Origin of the sequence: Priestia sp. YIM B13489, from assembly GCF_042787645.1 — a bacterium.
GTDB classification, from domain to species: domain Bacteria; phylum Bacillota; class Bacilli; order Bacillales; family Bacillaceae_H; genus Priestia; species Priestia megaterium.
Window position 1 is genome coordinate 2,075,502 of record NZ_JBHZOQ010000053.1, and the last position, 15,302, is coordinate 2,090,803.

At 38.5% G+C, this 15,302-nt stretch carries 14 protein-coding genes; 11 read left to right on the plus strand and 3 right to left on the minus strand.

Annotated features, from left to right (window positions below):
- The first annotated feature begins 229 nt into the window (after positions 1-229).
- From ACFX4W_RS16390 to ACFX4W_RS16420, 7 genes are all read left to right on the plus strand, one after another.
- Complete coding sequence (locus ACFX4W_RS16390; RefSeq protein WP_013059465.1) at positions 230-1,438, plus strand: argininosuccinate synthase; 1,209 nt, start codon at positions 230-232, stop codon at positions 1,436-1,438.
- Positions 1,435-2,823: an argininosuccinate lyase gene (gene argH / locus ACFX4W_RS16395; RefSeq protein ID WP_013059464.1), complete on the plus strand. Its 1,389-nt coding sequence runs from the start codon at positions 1,435-1,437 to the stop codon at positions 2,821-2,823. Before ACFX4W_RS16390 ends, argH begins: the two co-directional genes overlap by 4 nt.
- A 164-nt stretch (positions 2,824-2,987) precedes the next feature.
- The gene (locus tag ACFX4W_RS16400; protein WP_013059463.1) at positions 2,988-3,155 is read left to right on the plus strand and encodes a hypothetical protein; all 168 of its coding nucleotides are present in this window, start codon (positions 2,988-2,990) and stop codon (positions 3,153-3,155) included.
- A gap of 150 nt (positions 3,156-3,305) precedes the next feature.
- Positions 3,306-4,427 (plus strand): alanine dehydrogenase, encoded by a 1,122-nt coding sequence (gene ald, locus ACFX4W_RS16405; RefSeq protein ID WP_043975989.1) that lies wholly within the window; start codon positions 3,306-3,308, stop codon positions 4,425-4,427.
- A gap of 113 nt (positions 4,428-4,540) precedes the next feature.
- A complete protein-coding gene (locus ACFX4W_RS16410; protein WP_043976679.1) occupies positions 4,541-5,218 on the plus strand; it encodes a metal-dependent hydrolase in 678 nt (225 codons plus the stop codon).
- A gap of 346 nt (positions 5,219-5,564) precedes the next feature.
- Positions 5,565-5,801: a hypothetical protein gene (locus ACFX4W_RS16415; RefSeq protein ID WP_043975991.1), complete on the plus strand. Its 237-nt coding sequence runs from the start codon at positions 5,565-5,567 to the stop codon at positions 5,799-5,801.
- A gap of 81 nt (positions 5,802-5,882) precedes the next feature.
- A complete protein-coding gene (locus ACFX4W_RS16420; RefSeq protein ID WP_013059459.1) occupies positions 5,883-7,199 on the plus strand; it encodes a CBS domain-containing protein in 1,317 nt (438 codons plus the stop codon).
- 26 nt (positions 7,200-7,225) lie between these two features.
- Here the strand turns inward: ACFX4W_RS16420 and ACFX4W_RS16425 are convergent, their stop codons facing one another.
- Complete coding sequence (locus ACFX4W_RS16425; RefSeq protein ID WP_013085203.1) at positions 7,226-7,522, minus strand: YtpI family protein; 297 nt, start codon at positions 7,520-7,522, stop codon at positions 7,226-7,228.
- Between the two features lie 251 nt (positions 7,523-7,773).
- Here ACFX4W_RS16425 and ACFX4W_RS16430 point away from each other — a divergent pair, with 251 nt between their 5' ends.
- A complete protein-coding gene (locus tag ACFX4W_RS16430) occupies positions 7,774-8,712 on the plus strand; it encodes a DHH family phosphoesterase (RefSeq protein ID WP_043975994.1) in 939 nt (312 codons plus the stop codon).
- Between the two features lie 38 nt (positions 8,713-8,750).
- Here ACFX4W_RS16430 and ytrI read toward each other — a convergent pair whose 3' ends face one another.
- Positions 8,751-9,269, minus strand: a complete 519-nt coding sequence (gene ytrI, locus ACFX4W_RS16435) for a sporulation membrane protein YtrI (RefSeq protein WP_377559794.1) — start codon at positions 9,267-9,269, stop codon at positions 8,751-8,753.
- On the minus strand, positions 9,266-9,601 hold the full coding sequence (gene ytrH, locus ACFX4W_RS16440) for a sporulation membrane protein YtrH (protein ID WP_013059455.1): 336 nt from the start codon (positions 9,599-9,601) through the stop codon (positions 9,266-9,268). The genes ytrI and ytrH overlap by 4 nt, the downstream gene beginning before the upstream one ends.
- Before the next feature lie 141 nt (positions 9,602-9,742).
- On the opposite strand from ytrH, the gene dnaE reads away from it, so the two are divergent.
- From dnaE to ACFX4W_RS16455, 3 genes are all read left to right on the plus strand, one after another.
- On the plus strand, positions 9,743-13,093 hold the full coding sequence (gene dnaE, locus ACFX4W_RS16445) for a DNA polymerase III subunit alpha (protein WP_280560415.1): 3,351 nt from the start codon (positions 9,743-9,745) through the stop codon (positions 13,091-13,093).
- Positions 13,094-13,293: 200 nt separating this feature from the next.
- On the plus strand, positions 13,294-14,523 hold the full coding sequence (gene ystJ / locus ACFX4W_RS16450; protein WP_013059453.1) for an NADP-dependent malic enzyme: 1,230 nt from the start codon (positions 13,294-13,296) through the stop codon (positions 14,521-14,523).
- Between the two features lie 79 nt (positions 14,524-14,602).
- Positions 14,603-15,205, plus strand: a complete 603-nt coding sequence (locus tag ACFX4W_RS16455; protein WP_016765715.1) for a FadR/GntR family transcriptional regulator — start codon at positions 14,603-14,605, stop codon at positions 15,203-15,205.
- Positions 15,206-15,302 lie beyond the last annotated feature (97 nt).

The window sequence follows — 15,302 nt, forward strand, 5'->3', positions numbered from 1 at the left end:
TGCATATAAATATACAAAGTATGTAAGGGAGGAATATTCATTCATATCTATTTTTACAGTATTTTAAGAGATTTCACCCTATTAAATTAAAATAAATGTGAATTTATATACTTTTTTTTGAATAACTATTGAAAATAGATTAAAAAGTTGTTAAAGTAATAGTAGATTAAATGAATAAAAATTAAAACGGTTGTATTAATATATATATAATTTGTAGGAGGAATAGATAATGAGTAATCCAAAAGTTGTTTTAGCATATTCCGGAGGTTTAGATACATCAGTTGCAATTAAATGGTTACAGGAAAAAGGGTACGATGTGGTAGCTTGCTGTTTAGATGTAGGCGAAGGAAAAGATTTGAAATTCGTTAAAGAAAAAGCCTTAACAGTTGGAGCGGTATCATCATATGTGATTGATGCAAAAGAAGAATATGCCAATACATTTGCGTTAGCAGCACTTCAAGCACACACATTATATGAAGGAAAATATCCATTAGTATCTGCACTATCTAGACCGCTAATCGCTAAAAAGCTTGTAGAAGTAGCAGAACAAGAAAATGCAGTAGCTGTCGCACATGGATGTACGGGAAAAGGAAATGACCAAGTGCGTTTCGAAGTATCAATTAAAGCATTAAATCCACACTTAGAAGTTTTAGCTCCTGTTCGTGACTGGAAATGGTCTCGTGAAGAAGAAATCGAGTATGCAAAAGAAAAGAATATTCCAATTCCAATTAACTTAGACAGCCCATTTTCAATTGACCAAAACTTGTGGGGAAGAAGTAACGAGTGTGGCGTTCTTGAAGATCCTTGGGCAGCTCCACCTGAAGAAGCATATGACCTAACGGCTTCTCTTGAAAACACTCCGGACACAGCGGATGTAGTAGAAATTGAATTCGTTGAAGGTGTTCCAGTATCATTAAACGGTCAATCTTACACGCTAGCTCAGTTAATTCTAGAATTGAATGAAATTGCAGGTAAGCACGGAGTCGGACGTATTGATCATGTAGAAAACCGTCTTGTGGGAATTAAATCACGTGAAGTATATGAGTGTCCAGCTGCTATGACATTAATTAAAGCACACAAAGAGCTTGAAGATTTAACATTAGTGAAAGAAGTAGCGCACTTCAAACCAGTGATTGAGAAAAAATTAACAGAAGTTATCTATGAAGGTTTATGGTTCTCTCCATTAACAAATTCACTGCTTGCATTCTTGAAAGATACGCAGCAATATGTGAACGGAACAGTGAGAGTAAAACTATTTAAAGGGCATGCTATCGTAGAGGGACGTAAATCTCCTAATTCTTTATACAATGAAAAACTTGCAACATATACAAAAGAAGATGAGTTTGATCACAATGCAGCAGTTGGTTTCATCTCATTATGGGGACTTCCAACACAAGTGAGCAGCATGGTAAATCAAAAGAAGGTGACAACGGTATGACCAAACTTTGGGGAGGGCGTTTTACGAAACGCCCTGAACAATGGATTGACGAGTTCGGTGCGTCGATTTCATTTGATCAGCATCTTGTAGAAGAAGATATTGAAGGCAGTTTAGCACATGTAACAATGCTTGAGAAATGCAGTATTCTTTCTGGAGATGAAGCGTCACAAATTAAAAAAGGCCTTCAAACACTGCTTGAAAAAGCTAAGAAGAAAGAATTAACATTTTCTGCTCAATATGAAGATATTCATTTGAATTTAGAAAAGTTATTAATTGATGAAATTGGTCCGGTTGGAGGGAAGCTTCATACGGGTCGAAGCCGTAATGATCAAGTTGCTACAGATATGCACTTATATTTAAAAAAGCATGTTCAGCAAATTGTAGGTCTGATTGAAAATCTAGAAGATGTATTGCTTACAAAAGCAGATCAGCATGTTGAAACCATTTTTCCAGGCTACACACATTTGCAGCGCGCGCAGCCGGTTTCTTTTGCTCATCATTTAATGGCTTATGTTTCAATGTTCAAGCGCGATGCTGAACGTTATGCGGAATCGCTGAAGCGTATTGATTTATCTCCTTTAGGAGCAGGAGCTTTAGCTGGTACAACATTCCCAATTGATCGTCACTATAGCGCTGAGCTTCTAGGCTTTAATGGGATTTATCAAAACAGTATGGATGCTGTCAGCGATCGTGACTTTATTTTAGAGTTTTTAAGCAACAGTTCTATTTTAATGATGCATTTATCTCGTTTTTGTGAAGAGTTAATTTTATGGTCTAGTCAAGAATTTCAATTTATTGAAATGGATGATACGTACGCAACGGGCAGCAGTATTATGCCTCAAAAGAAAAATCCTGATATGGCGGAGTTAATTCGTGGTAAAACAGGACGAGTATATGGTCATTTATTTAGCCTATTGACTGTGTTAAAAGGTACCCCTTTAACATACAACAAAGACTTGCAAGAAGATAAAGAAGGCATGTTCGATACGGTTACAACGATTGAAGGATGTTTGACCATTTTTGCTGGCATGATCGAAACAATGACAGTAAAAACAAATGTTATGGAAAAAGCTACGAAACAAGATTTTTCAAATGCAACGGAGTTAGCTGACTATCTTGCTTCAAAAGGTATGCCGTTTCGTGAAGCACATGAAGTGGTTGGGAAACTGGTTCTCGTTTGTATTCAGAAAAATATCTACCTAATGGATTTGCCGCTTGAACAATATAAGGAAGCGTCAGATTTATTCGAGGAAGACATCTATCATGTATTAAGTCCAAAAACAGCTGTTAATCGCCGCAATAGCGCGGGAGGAACAGGATTTGAACAAGTAAAAAAAGCAATTCAGCTAGCTAAAGATGAATTGCATGAAAAAACATCGATATAAAAAAGTTATCAAAACGTCCGCAGAAAAATCTGCGGGCGTTTTTTGATGTGAGATAAATGGTATAACTAGAGCATTTAAGAAGAAAATAGAAAAGATCATGTAAGGGATTATGAAGTAAAGTTTACATTCGTAAAGAAAATAAAGTGAAAAAGGAGAAGTGACATATGAAAGACAAAAAACATCCGCAGCATGTATATGAATATGATTTTGAAGGAGAAAAAGAGACATCAAGACAGCTAATGGATTCTTATTCAAGCGGCGTCATTGGCGATGCTATGGCTTCTGTAGTCGAAAATCCAGAAGCACAGAGTGATAACGAACTATATGAATAACTAGATGCATATACTGTATATAGACTAAGAAAAGCAGGATTATGCTGAGCTCTATCGAAAGGTAACGTCATAGTAAATCCGGTTTTCTAAAGGATTTGGTGTGGCGTTCTTTTTTCAGTTAATCACTGATATAAGAAAAGAGGGATAAAGGTGAAAATTGGAGTGCCGAAAGAAGTAAAAAACAATGAAAATCGCGTGGCTATTACTCCAGCTGGTGTTACAGCTTTAGTTAACGGTGGGCATGATGTATATATTGAAACACAGGCAGGAGAAGGCTCTGGATTCCATGATGAAGATTACACAAATGCAGGAGCTTCTATTGTAAATACTGCAAAAGAAGCATGGGATGCTGAAATGGTTATGAAAGTAAAAGAACCGATTTCAGAAGAATACGGATATTTTCGTGAAGGACTTATTTTGTTTACCTATTTACATTTGGCAGCTGAAGAAGCATTAACGAAAGCATTGATTGATAAAAAGGTGGTAGGCATCGCTTATGAAACTGTACAGCTTCCAAACAAAAGCTTGCCTCTGTTAACTCCGATGAGCGAAGTTGCAGGAAGAATGTCTTCTCAGATTGGAGCTCAATTTTTGGAGAAAACCAAAGGTGGCAAAGGGATTTTATTAAGTGGAGTTCCAGGCGTGCAAAGAGGAAAAGTAACAATTATTGGAGGAGGAGTAGCGGGAACCAACGCTGCTAAAATTGCGGTCGGATTAGGGGCTGATGTTACAATAATTGATTTAAACGCTGATCGCCTTCGCCAGCTTGATGATTTATTTGGTAAAGAAGTGACGACATTAATGTCAAATCACTACAATATCGCACAATCTGTAAAAGAGTCAGATTTAGTGATAGGAGCGGTTCTCATACCGGGAGCTAAAGCGCCAAAGCTTGTCACAGAGGAAATGGTTCAAACGATGTCAAAAGGGTCCGTTGTAGTTGATATTGCTATTGATCAAGGGGGGATTTTTGAAACAACTGATCGCATTACCACTCACGATAACCCGACTTATTTGAAGCATGAGGTCTTGCATTATGCTGTTGCTAATATGCCTGGAGCTGTTCCACGCACGTCGACCTTAGCGCTGACCAACGTAACGGTTCCTTATGCTCTGCAAATAGCAAATCAGGGATATAAAAAAGCGTGCTTAAAAAACCCTTCCCTTCTTCAAGGCATCAACACCCTAAATGGGTTTGTCACTTACGCGGCTGTTGCAGATGCACACGGTCTAACTTACGCTGATGCAACAACTTTATTAGAGCAAGCATAATAAGGCATGTTTTTGCGCAGTTTGTGATATGATAGCCGCGTATTCACTTGTTTTGTAACCAAAACAGACGGGTAGAATATAGAAAAGGTTAGTGTAAAAGGAGAGAATATATGATGCGCGTTTCTTATCATGGACATTCTGTTGTTAAAATTGAAACAAAAGGAAAAACAATTTTAATTGACCCGTTTATTACTGGAAATGAATTAACAGATTTAAATGCTGAAGATGTAAAAGCAGATGTGATTTTACTGACTCATGGCCATAATGATCATGTAGGCGACACGGTGGAAATTGCTAAGCGCAGCGGTGCACTTGTTGTGGCAGTAGCAGAATTAGCTACATATCTTAGCTGGCAAGGCTTAAACGTACATCCAATGAGCATAGGCGGAGCTTATACATTTGATTTTGGTACGGTAAAATTGACACAAGCTTTCCACGGTTCAAGTTATACAGAAAATAATGAGAAAATTATTTATACAGGAATGCCGGCTGGTTTGCTTTTAACGATTGAAGGAAAGACAATTTATCATGCTGGAGATACGGCTTTATTTTCTGATTTAAAGTTAATTGGTCGCCATGAGCCTGACGTAGCATTTCTTCCAATTGGAGATAACTTTACAATGGGACCTGAAGATGCGGCTATCGCAGCGGAATGGGTGCAGGCAAAGCTTGTTGTGCCAATTCACTACAATACATTTCCTGTAATTAAGCAAGATCCTCATCAATTTGTTGAGTCTTTATCTGGTATTGAAGGAAAAGTATTAAAAGTTGGAGAAGGATTGGATCTTTAATCATAAATAAAGGCTGGGACAAAACGATTTCAGTTAAAGTTAAAAAAAAACGAGTAATCGATATTATCGATCACTCGTTCTTTTTTTATTGTTAAGGTGAACGTAGGTTTCATATATGTAGCGGCTTCTAGCTGTTGATTGGAGGGCAAGACGAAGACTCCCTCGGAAAGCGAAGTCTTGCACGCAAGTCAACTGCGGTGTCACAAGCGGTTCAGCTCATGTCTCACATTTGTTCGTCTTTAGATTGAATCGATGCAGTTATGTCTTAATCTCTTTTTATTTGTAAAGAAACGTTCTGCTTTTTTTACTTCCCTGCATACGATAGTAATAATAAGGAGGGAGAGCTATGGAAAAAAATCGAGTTATTTTATCGCTTTTATTATGCGGAGTGATGCTTTACTATGCAATGCCGCACTTAGTGTTAACAACTTCGAGTTTGCAAGGGGTTTTTAGCATAAGCTGGCTTACCTTTGCTCTTTTTGTAGCCGGAGGCAATTTGTCATCACTGCTTTATGCACCGCGCCGCAAGAAGGCAGGTATTCAAAAAAATAGTGTGAGAAAGCCTTTGCGTCAAAGAGGTTAGATTGAATCCATTTCACTTCCCCCGTATAATAAAAGAAAAGACATATGAAACGTAAAAACGTTTTAGAAGGGTGAAGTACACGTGGCGACAAAACATGAGCAAATTTTACAGTATATCGATTCGCTTCCAATTGGTGAAAAAATTTCAGTGCGCCAAATTGCCAAAGAACTGAATGTCAGTGAAGGCACGGCGTACCGAGCAATAAAAGACGCGGAAAATAAAGGATATGTTTCAACGATTGAACGAGTGGGGACCATTCGAATTGAACGAAAGAAGAAAGAAAACATTGAAAAGCTCACGTTTGCTGAAGTAGTAAACATCGTGGATGGACAAGTGCTGGGCGGACGTGAAGGTTTGCATAAAACGTTAAACAAGTTTGTTATTGGAGCGATGAAGCTTGATGCTATGATGAGATATACCGAGGCCGGAAACCTTCTTATCGTAGGGAATCGAGTAAACGCTCATGAATTAGCTCTTGAAGCAGGAGCAGCCGTGTTAATTACGGGCGGCTTTGATACGGAAGAATGGGTTAAGAAGCTTGCGGATGATCTTAAACTTCCTATTATTTCAACGAGCTATGATACGTTTACAGTTGCAACGATGATTAATCGTGCTATTTATGATCAGCTGATAAAAAAAGAAATTGTGCTTGTAGAGGATATTTTAACACCTATCTCTGAAGCGGTTAGCTTGCAGTTAACCGATACGATTGAAAAATGGCATGAATGTAACGATAAGACTCACCACAGTCGTTTTCCTGTAGTGGATCAGCATATGAAAGTTCACGGTATGGTCACCTCAAAAGATGTTATTGGATATGACCTTTCTACTTCAATTGAAAAAGTAATGACGAAAAATCCGATGACGGTTCACGGGAAAACATCGGTCGCTTCTTCTGCGCATATGATGGTATGGGAAGGGATTGAAGTACTGCCTGTAGTGGATGATTACCACCGGCTAGAGGGCATTATCAGCCGTCAAGATGTTTTAAAGGCGCTGCAAATGATTCAGCGTCAACCGCAGGTAGGAGAAACTATTGACGACATTGTAACCAATCAATTTATGGATGTACAAGAGACAAAAGAAGCACCGGTGTATCGCTGTGAAGTAACGCCGCAAATGACGAATTATATGGGGACTATTTCATACGGAGTTTTCACTACTATTGTAACGGAAGCCGCCAATCGTGTTCTTCGCTTATATAAAAAAGGTGATTTGGTTATTGAAAACATCACCGTTTATTTTATTAAGCCAGTTCAAATTGAAAGCGTAATTGAAATTCGCCCTAAGCTATTAGAACTTGGTCGGAAGTTTGCTAAATTAGATGTAGAAGTCTACAATGCCGGGGTTGTAGTAGGGAAAGCGATGATGATGGCTCAGTTATTGGAAAGAGTATAAAAAAAGAAGCTGCTCTGCAGCTTCTTTTACATTTGACCAGCTTCTTTTATTGCATAAGGCTGATAGTACTTGTAAGCTTTGATACCTGCTAATATGCTGCCTGAACCGAATAATACAAATAGTATGCCGATGATAAGCGAAAGGCTTGTTTCGTAAATAAACCATTGATTGATTCCAAAAAATAATACAAAAGAGCCAAGACAAATACTCGACTTAGCGGAAATCCACTTTCGTTCCATTGGGCGTTTCGAACGTACATATTTTACTTTTAAATACATGTAGAAAACAAAGGACACAACGATTAAAATCATAAAAAATGGCACAGACGCCCCTCCAGTTCGGTGTATTTCTATCCATAATGTTTCTAGATGTTAGTAATGCGTAGTGTTGAAAGTGCTTACAGTATTATCTATTATTTTACAGGTAGATGACAGAAAATTCTACTATTGATTGATTCTTCTTTCAAAAAAGAGAAGAGATATGATTTAATAAATAATATGGATACAGCGCTGCGGAAATGTAAGTGCATGCGGTACGTACATAAAATAAGAACAGTATTGACAGGAGAGAGAAAATGAAAGCACAAATATTAGAAGCTATTAAGCAGTTTGACACCATCATTATTCACCGGCACATTCGTCCAGATCCAGATGCATACGGATCTCAGTGCGGATTAGCGGAATTGTTAAAAACATCTTTTCCGGAGAAGAAGGTATACGTAACGGGAGAAGAAGCGGAGTCACTAAAATTTTTATACCGGATGGATGACATCGCTGATGACACCTATGAGGATGCGCTTGTCATCGTTTGTGATACGGCTAATGAAGCCCGAGTGTCAGATCAGCGCTACATAAATGGAAAAATGGTCATTAAAATTGATCACCATCCAAACCAAACTCCTTACGGTGATTTGCTTTGGGTTGAGACGTCTGCTTCTTCAACAAGCGAAATGATTTATGAATTTTACTTGGAAGGAAAAGAAAAGGGATTATCTCTGAATGATGAAGGAGCAAAGCTGATCTTCAGCGGTATCGTCGGAGATACGGGTCGATTTTTATTTCCAAATACAAAGCCGAAAACGTTTTGCTATGCAAGTGAATTGATTCAATATGGTTTCAATTTTAAAGACGTATATGATCAGTTATACAAAACAAAAGAAAACGTCGCTCACTTACACGGATATGTGCTGCAAAACTTTACGATGTCTCCAACAGGAGTTGCTCATATGAAAATTCCGAATGAAATTCTTCGAAAATATGATGTGACACCAGCCGATGCCTCTCAGCTAGTCGGTTCGTTAGGGCAAATTGATGGAGTAAAAACGTGGGTATTTTTTGTGGAGGAAGAAAATCAAATTCGTGTTCGCCTTCGTTCAAAAGAGCTTGTCATTAATACAATTGCTAGAAAATACAACGGAGGAGGCCATCCTCTTGCGTCCGGCGCTTCCATTTATTCATGGGAAGAAGTAGAGCCTTTACTGCTTGATTTAGAAGAGCTCTGCAGTCAGGAGTAATCTGTAAAATAAGCCGTTGATTTTAAATCAGCGGCTTTTTATAGTACTTTTTCCATCTTTTTAATTCGAACTTCAATCGAAAGTGTTGTATAAAAATAAATTTGATGGGCTTCAACTTCATAAATTGTTTTATCGAATTCGTATTTTTTATTTTCAATTGCTTTTTTTAAGATATCCCTGCTTCGATATGCACTTTCAATATCTTGGGCAATTAAGTGCTGTGCTTCTTTGTCCACGCTTTTTTGAATATTGTATTCAACCACAGAGTTTACTTTATAACGATTGCCGTTTACTAATTTTACTTTCACATTCTGAATAATTAAATGCTGCTTCATTTCCTTGTTTAATGCTTTTACATCTTCTTGCCATGCGCTAATTTGCAAATTTGCTTTTTCTAGCTTATCATTAGCAATTCGAATTTCTTCTAGCTCTCTATCTCTTGAAACGCCATAAATCGTTAAAAACACCCCCCAGCTAACAATTGCTCCAATGACTATACCGGCAAAAAAACGCTGCCAGTCGGAGCGCTTGAACATTCGCTCGCTGGGTACCCTCATACAAAATGCTCCTGAGTTAACCACTTGATGATAAGAGCCCCGGTCTGAGCTCCTCCCATAGCGGATAGAATTAAAAGGATTTGTTTGAATACATCTTTTGTGGCTCCTTCAAAGAGTCCTCGCTCAAAGCTGTAAAACGTATCAAATGTTCCTCCAATTGCTCCGACAATTGCCCAGATTTTTAAACTATTGCTGAGGGTATGCATGACGTATAAAGGAGATTTGCCAATTAAAAACCCTGCAAATGCTCCAATTAATGAACCGCCTAAAATAATACCTAATGAAGTGAAGTAACTCCAAATGAAAAGAGACATAAAAGGCTCTTTTGTCATGACGTGTCCTCCTTTACTATTTTATCAATGAATCACGCTTCCTACATATATATGGACAAACGCTCAGAGTTATGTAATTTGTCTACGCCGGCAACAAAATTTATAATAAGAATAAAGAATTAAAGAAAGGTGGGAAGTCCTGTGCCTTTTGTTCACTTGCAGCTTCAAAGTTCTTATAGCTTATTAAGCAGTTCCGTTCGTATTCATGAACTTGTAGAAACAGCTAAGAAAATGAACTATGAAGCGATTGCTTTGACTGATGAAAACGTGATGTACGGAGTCATTCCTTTTTATAAAGCCTGCGTGAAAGCGGGGATCAAGCCAATTATTGGGCTCACATTATCAATTCTAGAACATGAAGAAAGCGAGCGAGCGTACCCTTTAGTTTTGTTAGCGGAAAATGATAAGGGATATGAAAATCTATTAAAACTAAGCAGTTTAGTTCAAACCAAGGAAAAACACGGTGTAAATAAAAAATGGCTTCATCATTACAGCAGCGGGTTGATTGCTATTACACCCGGTTTAACTGGAGAAGTTGAAACCCTGCTAGCAGAAAACAAACTTCAAGATGCTAAGCGAGTGCTTCAATTCTTTAAAAAAGTATATTCGCAGTCTTTGTATATATCGATACAGCGCCACGGACAGGATGAAGCTTTTATAAATCAGCAGTTAACGGAACTTGCTGCTGAAGAAAATATCCCGCTTGTTGCGACGAATCAAGTGAAATATTTAAAAAAAGAAGATCGGGATGCGTATGAGTGTTTAGCAGCTATTCGAGACGGAGAGAAATTACATAGCGATGAAGAGGTAAAAAGTAAGAGCAGCGAGTACTATTTCAAATCACCTGATGAAATGGAAGATCTCTTTCATGACCAGCATTTTTTAATAGAAGAAAGTATAAAAATCGCAAGACGATGCGAGCTCGAAATTTCTCTAGGCGTAATGTCCATTCCAAAATATCCTGTTCCCCCGTCTGTTACATCATCAACCTACTTGCGCACTCTCTGCGAAAAAGGATTGCAAGAAAGAGTTCAAGTGATCACGGAACAATATGAGGAACGCTTGGATTATGAGCTAAACATTATTGAAAATATGCGCTTTAGTGATTACTTTCTTATCGTATGGGATTTTATGAATTATGCTCATGAACACGGTGTTTTAACGGGCCCAGGCCGGGGTTCAGCGGCAGGCTCACTGGTCTCATACGCCTTGCGAATTACAAATGTTGATCCAATTCAGCATCAGCTTTTATTTGAGCGCTTTTTAAACCCTGAACGTATTTCGATGCCTGATATTGATATTGATTTTCCTGATAACAAACGAGATCAAGTCATTCAGTATGTGGCGCAAAAATATGGAGCGCTGCACGTAGCTCAAATCATTACATTTGGAACACTAGCAGCTAAAGCAGCCGTACGTGATGTAGGGAGAGTGATGGGATTTGATCAAGAAGCGCTAAACAAAATGTCCAAAGCGATTCCAACTAAACCAGGTACAACGTTGAAAAGCGCTCTTCGTGATTCAAGAGTTCTTCAAGACTATTTATCTGAAAATGAAGCCAGAAAACAATGGTACAACATTGCCATGAAGATAGAAGGACTGCCAAGGCATACTTCTACGCATGCAGCAGGCGTTGTGATTAGTGAGGAGCCGCTGACGCAATCTGTAGCTGTACAAGAAGGACATGATGATGTATATCTAACTCAATATCCAATGGAAGCTCTGCAAGACATTGGGCTTTTGAAAATGGACTTTTTAGGTTTGCGCAACTTAACCATTTTAGATCATATTTTAAAGAAAATTGAGCGGGACATGAATCGAAAGCTGTCACTGTCTCATATACCGTTTAACGATCAGAAAACTTTTGAACTGCTGAGTAAAGGGGATACGACCGGTATTTTTCAGCTAGAGTCAGATGGAATGAGAAGAGTGCTTCAGCAATTAAAACCTACAGAGCTAGAAGATATTGTAGCAGTTAACGCGCTGTATAGACCTGGTCCGATGGAAAATATTTCAACCTATATTAAGCGCAAGCATGGAGTGGAGAAGGTAATATATGATCATCCTACGCTTAAAGACATTTTACAATCCACGCACGGCGTTATCGTGTATCAAGAGCAAATTATGCAGATTGCTTCAAAAATGGCCGGTTTTTCTCTTGGAGAAGCAGATTTGTTGAGAAGAGCAGTTAGTAAAAAAGAACGGGCAGTGCTGGATCGTGAACGAGCTCATTTTATCCAAGGAAGCAAGAAGAAAGGGTATGACCTATCCGTTGCTAATCGAGTGTATGACCTTATTGTGCGTTTTGCTGATTATGGCTTCAACCGAAGTCATGCTGTTGCTTACAGTATGGTAGCCTATCAGTTAGCTTATTTGAAAGCACATTACCCGCTGCAGTTCTTTTCAGCTTTACTAACGAGCGTTATTGGAAATGAAGGGAAAATTGCTCAATATATTAATGAACTAAAAAGAAAAAAAATACAAGTTCTCCCACCTTCTATTAACAAGAGCATGTATTCGTTTAACGTAGAAGGTGAAAGTATAAGGTATAGCCTTGCAGCGATTAAACATATTGGTGCAGCAGCTATGCAGGAAATAACAGAAGAGCGAAAGAAAAAAAGATTTGAAGACTTATTTGATTTTTGTGCCCGTGTTTCACAAAAAGCCGTGAATAAAAAGGGGCTTGAAGCTTTGATTCTATCTGGAGGCTTTGATGAGTTCGGAGAAAATCGAGCTACTTTATTAGCAACGATTGATGTAGCGTTTGAACATGCAAGCTTGGTACTCCCAGATGATGATTTTGGATTTGGAGATGAATTTTCGTTAAAGCCTAAATATATGGAAAAAGAGGAACTGAAAATAGAAGATCGGCTTCAGTATGAAAAAGATATGCTAGGTTTTTATTTATCAAGCCACCCTGCTTCTCAGTATGAAGCACTGAATTCCTTTTATTCTGTTGTTTCTCTTCACGATATGAAAGAATACGCTTCAGGAAAAGCGGTCTCTCTTTTAGTATTTGTGTTGGAAATTCGTGTCATTCGAACGAAAAAAGGAGAGCAAATGGCCTTTTTACGCATCACGGATGAAAGTGGAGAAGGAGAAGTTGTTGCGTTTCCCCGCGTATTTGAGCAGAATCGTCTGCTGTTTGAACAAGGTAAGGTTTTACTGATACAAGGAAAGATAGATGAAAGAAATGGGCAGCAGCAAATTGTTTGTCAACGTGCTGAAGCTGCTAGCGAGGCGGTTCAAAAACTACCGTCAGAAGAATTATACTTACGTATAGAAACAAAGCAAGGTACAGAAAAGCTGCTTCATACTATTTACCAGCACTTTCAGTCTCATAGAGGGAAAATTCCCGTGAAAATTTATTATGAGGCAGAACGTCAATTGGTCAAGCTTCCCGTTCACTATTCTATTGAACGAAGCGACGAGTTAATAAAAACTTTAAAAGCAATGCTAGGAGAGAACCACGTTGTGTTCAAGAAGATATAGTCTTTACAGATTTCATGTGATGTTATATGGTAAAATAGTTAAAAAAGTGGTCTGACCACCGTTTTTTATGAAATATACGAATTAGATGCGTTTTTCTTGAAATGAAATGCAATTGGATTTATAACATCATATGAGTGTGGGAAAGAACATGGTTCAGGCGCAGTATTTGTTATCATTTTGTTTATTGGGAGTGAAATTCATTGTCTTTACGTGAAGAAGCATTGCATATGCACCGCATTAACAAAGGTAAACTAGAATCAAAGTCCAAAATTCCTGTTCGAAACGCAGAGGATTTAAGCCTTGCTTATTCCCCTGGTGTAGCAGAACCTTGCAAAGAAATATATGATGATGTAAACAATGTATATGAATATACGATGAAAGGAAATATGGTAGCTGTTGTATCTGATGGCACTGCCGTATTGGGCTTAGGCAATATAGGTCCTGAAGCTGCTCTGCCAGTAATGGAAGGGAAAGCTGTCCTTTTTAAAAGTTTTGCCGGCGTAGATGCATTCCCAATTTGTTTAAACACGACAGATGTGGACAAAATTATAGAAACTGTTAAATTGCTAGAACCTACTTTTGGAGGCGTTAATTTAGAAGATATTGCGGCTCCTAACTGTTTTGAAATTGAAGAGCGGTTGAAAAAGGAAACAAATATCCCGGTTTTTCATGATGATCAGCATGGGACGGCTATTGTTACGGTAGCGGGCCTTCTTAATGCCCTGAAGCTGACGGGAAGAAAAATGTCACAAATCAAAGTGGTAGCGAATGGAGCAGGAGCTGCTGGCATTGCTATTATTAAATTATTATACAGCTATGGAGTGCGCGATATCATTATGTGTGATTCCAAAGGAACGATTTATGACAAGCGTCCTCACGGCATGAACCGTATAAAAGATGAAGTTGCAGCCTATACAAATCGAAGCAAAGTAGAAGGTACGTTAGCTGATGCCTTAGAAGAAGCTGACGTATTTATTGGAGTTTCGGTTGAAGGAGCACTCACACCGGAGATGATTGGAAAGATGAATCCAGACCCAATCATTTTTGCAATGGCAAATCCGGTGCCTGAAATTATGCCAGAAGAAGCTAAAAAAGCTGGCGCGAAAGTAATCGGCACCGGACGTTCTGATTTTCCTAATCAAGTGAACAATGTCTTAGCGTTTCCGGGGATATTCAGAGGTGCACTAGATGTACGTGCTACTCATATTAATGAAAAAATGAAAATGGCTGCAGTTGAGGCCATTGCTAATTTGATTACGGAAGAGGACTTGAATACAGACTATGTGATTCCAGGTCCATTTGATGCACGAGTGGCTCCGGCAGTAGCCGCCGCTGTTGCAAAAGCAGCTATGGAAACAGGCGTTGCCCGAATAAAGGTAAAGCCAGAAGCCGTAGCTGAAAACACACGTCGCTTAGCGATTATTGAATAAGGTTACATCAACTGTTCTTTGACAGGCATGATGCTTCAAGCATGCCTGTTAAAGTAATGTAAAGTGAGTGGTAGTAAACTTGAAGAATGAACGTTCAAAAGTATATGTAGAAATTCTAAAACAAATTCGCCAGCTAATGGAAGACGATCGTTTAACTACGGGGGATAAAATCCCGTCAGAACGAGAGCTTTCTGAACGGTTAGGCGCAGGACGTTCTTCCGTTCGAGAAGCGCTCAGAGCGTTAGAGCTAATTGGGTTGATTGAAACTAGAAGAGGTGAAGGTACGTTTATTAAAGAAGTAGGGGATCATCAATTTATTGATTTATTAGCTACTTTTTTAGTACAAGACGGTAAAACAAAATCAGACTTAATTCAGACTAGATATATTCTTGAAAAGAGCTGTTTGTATTTTGTTTTAGCGGAACAGGACGAAATCAATGTTTCGAAAGCAATTCAAAAGCAGAATGACGATTGTTTGAAGAACTTGTTTGACTATTTGTTTTCTTTGCAGCCTAATCGGCTATTACACCGAATCTGGCTGATTATTTGCCGTTTTTCTCAAACTTTTCAACAAAACTCAGCGCCAAGCGACATTCTGATAAGTGAATTAGTAGAGGCGTTAGCTAAAAAAGATGAAGCAGCTGTATTAAATCTTCACCATCAGTGCTACAAACAAGTGTGAAAGAAGGAATTTGTCGAAAGAGACATGCCATCTTTCTACACAAAATCAAACAGTCATCTAGTAAAGTAAATAGCAACTAATAAAGTGAAGCGAACAA

Coding starts and splice junctions, on each gene's coding strand:
- ACFX4W_RS16400 (WP_013059463.1), top strand. CDS start 2,988: ATGAAAGACAAAAAACATCCGCAGCATGTATATGAATATGATTTTGAA.
- ACFX4W_RS16390 (WP_013059465.1), top strand. CDS start 230: ATGAGTAATCCAAAAGTTGTTTTAGCATATTCCGGAGGTTTAGATACA.
- ACFX4W_RS16410 (WP_043976679.1), top strand. CDS start 4,541: ATGCGCGTTTCTTATCATGGACATTCTGTTGTTAAAATTGAAACAAAA.
- ACFX4W_RS16430 (WP_043975994.1), top strand. CDS start 7,774: ATGAAAGCACAAATATTAGAAGCTATTAAGCAGTTTGACACCATCATT.
- ACFX4W_RS16415 (WP_043975991.1), top strand. CDS start 5,565: ATGGAAAAAAATCGAGTTATTTTATCGCTTTTATTATGCGGAGTGATG.
- argH (WP_013059464.1), top strand. CDS start 1,435: ATGACCAAACTTTGGGGAGGGCGTTTTACGAAACGCCCTGAACAATGG.
- ytrH (WP_013059455.1), bottom strand. CDS start 9,601: ATGACAAAAGAGCCTTTTATGTCTCTTTTCATTTGGAGTTACTTCACT.
- ytrI (WP_377559794.1), bottom strand. CDS start 9,269: ATGAGGGTACCCAGCGAGCGAATGTTCAAGCGCTCCGACTGGCAGCGT.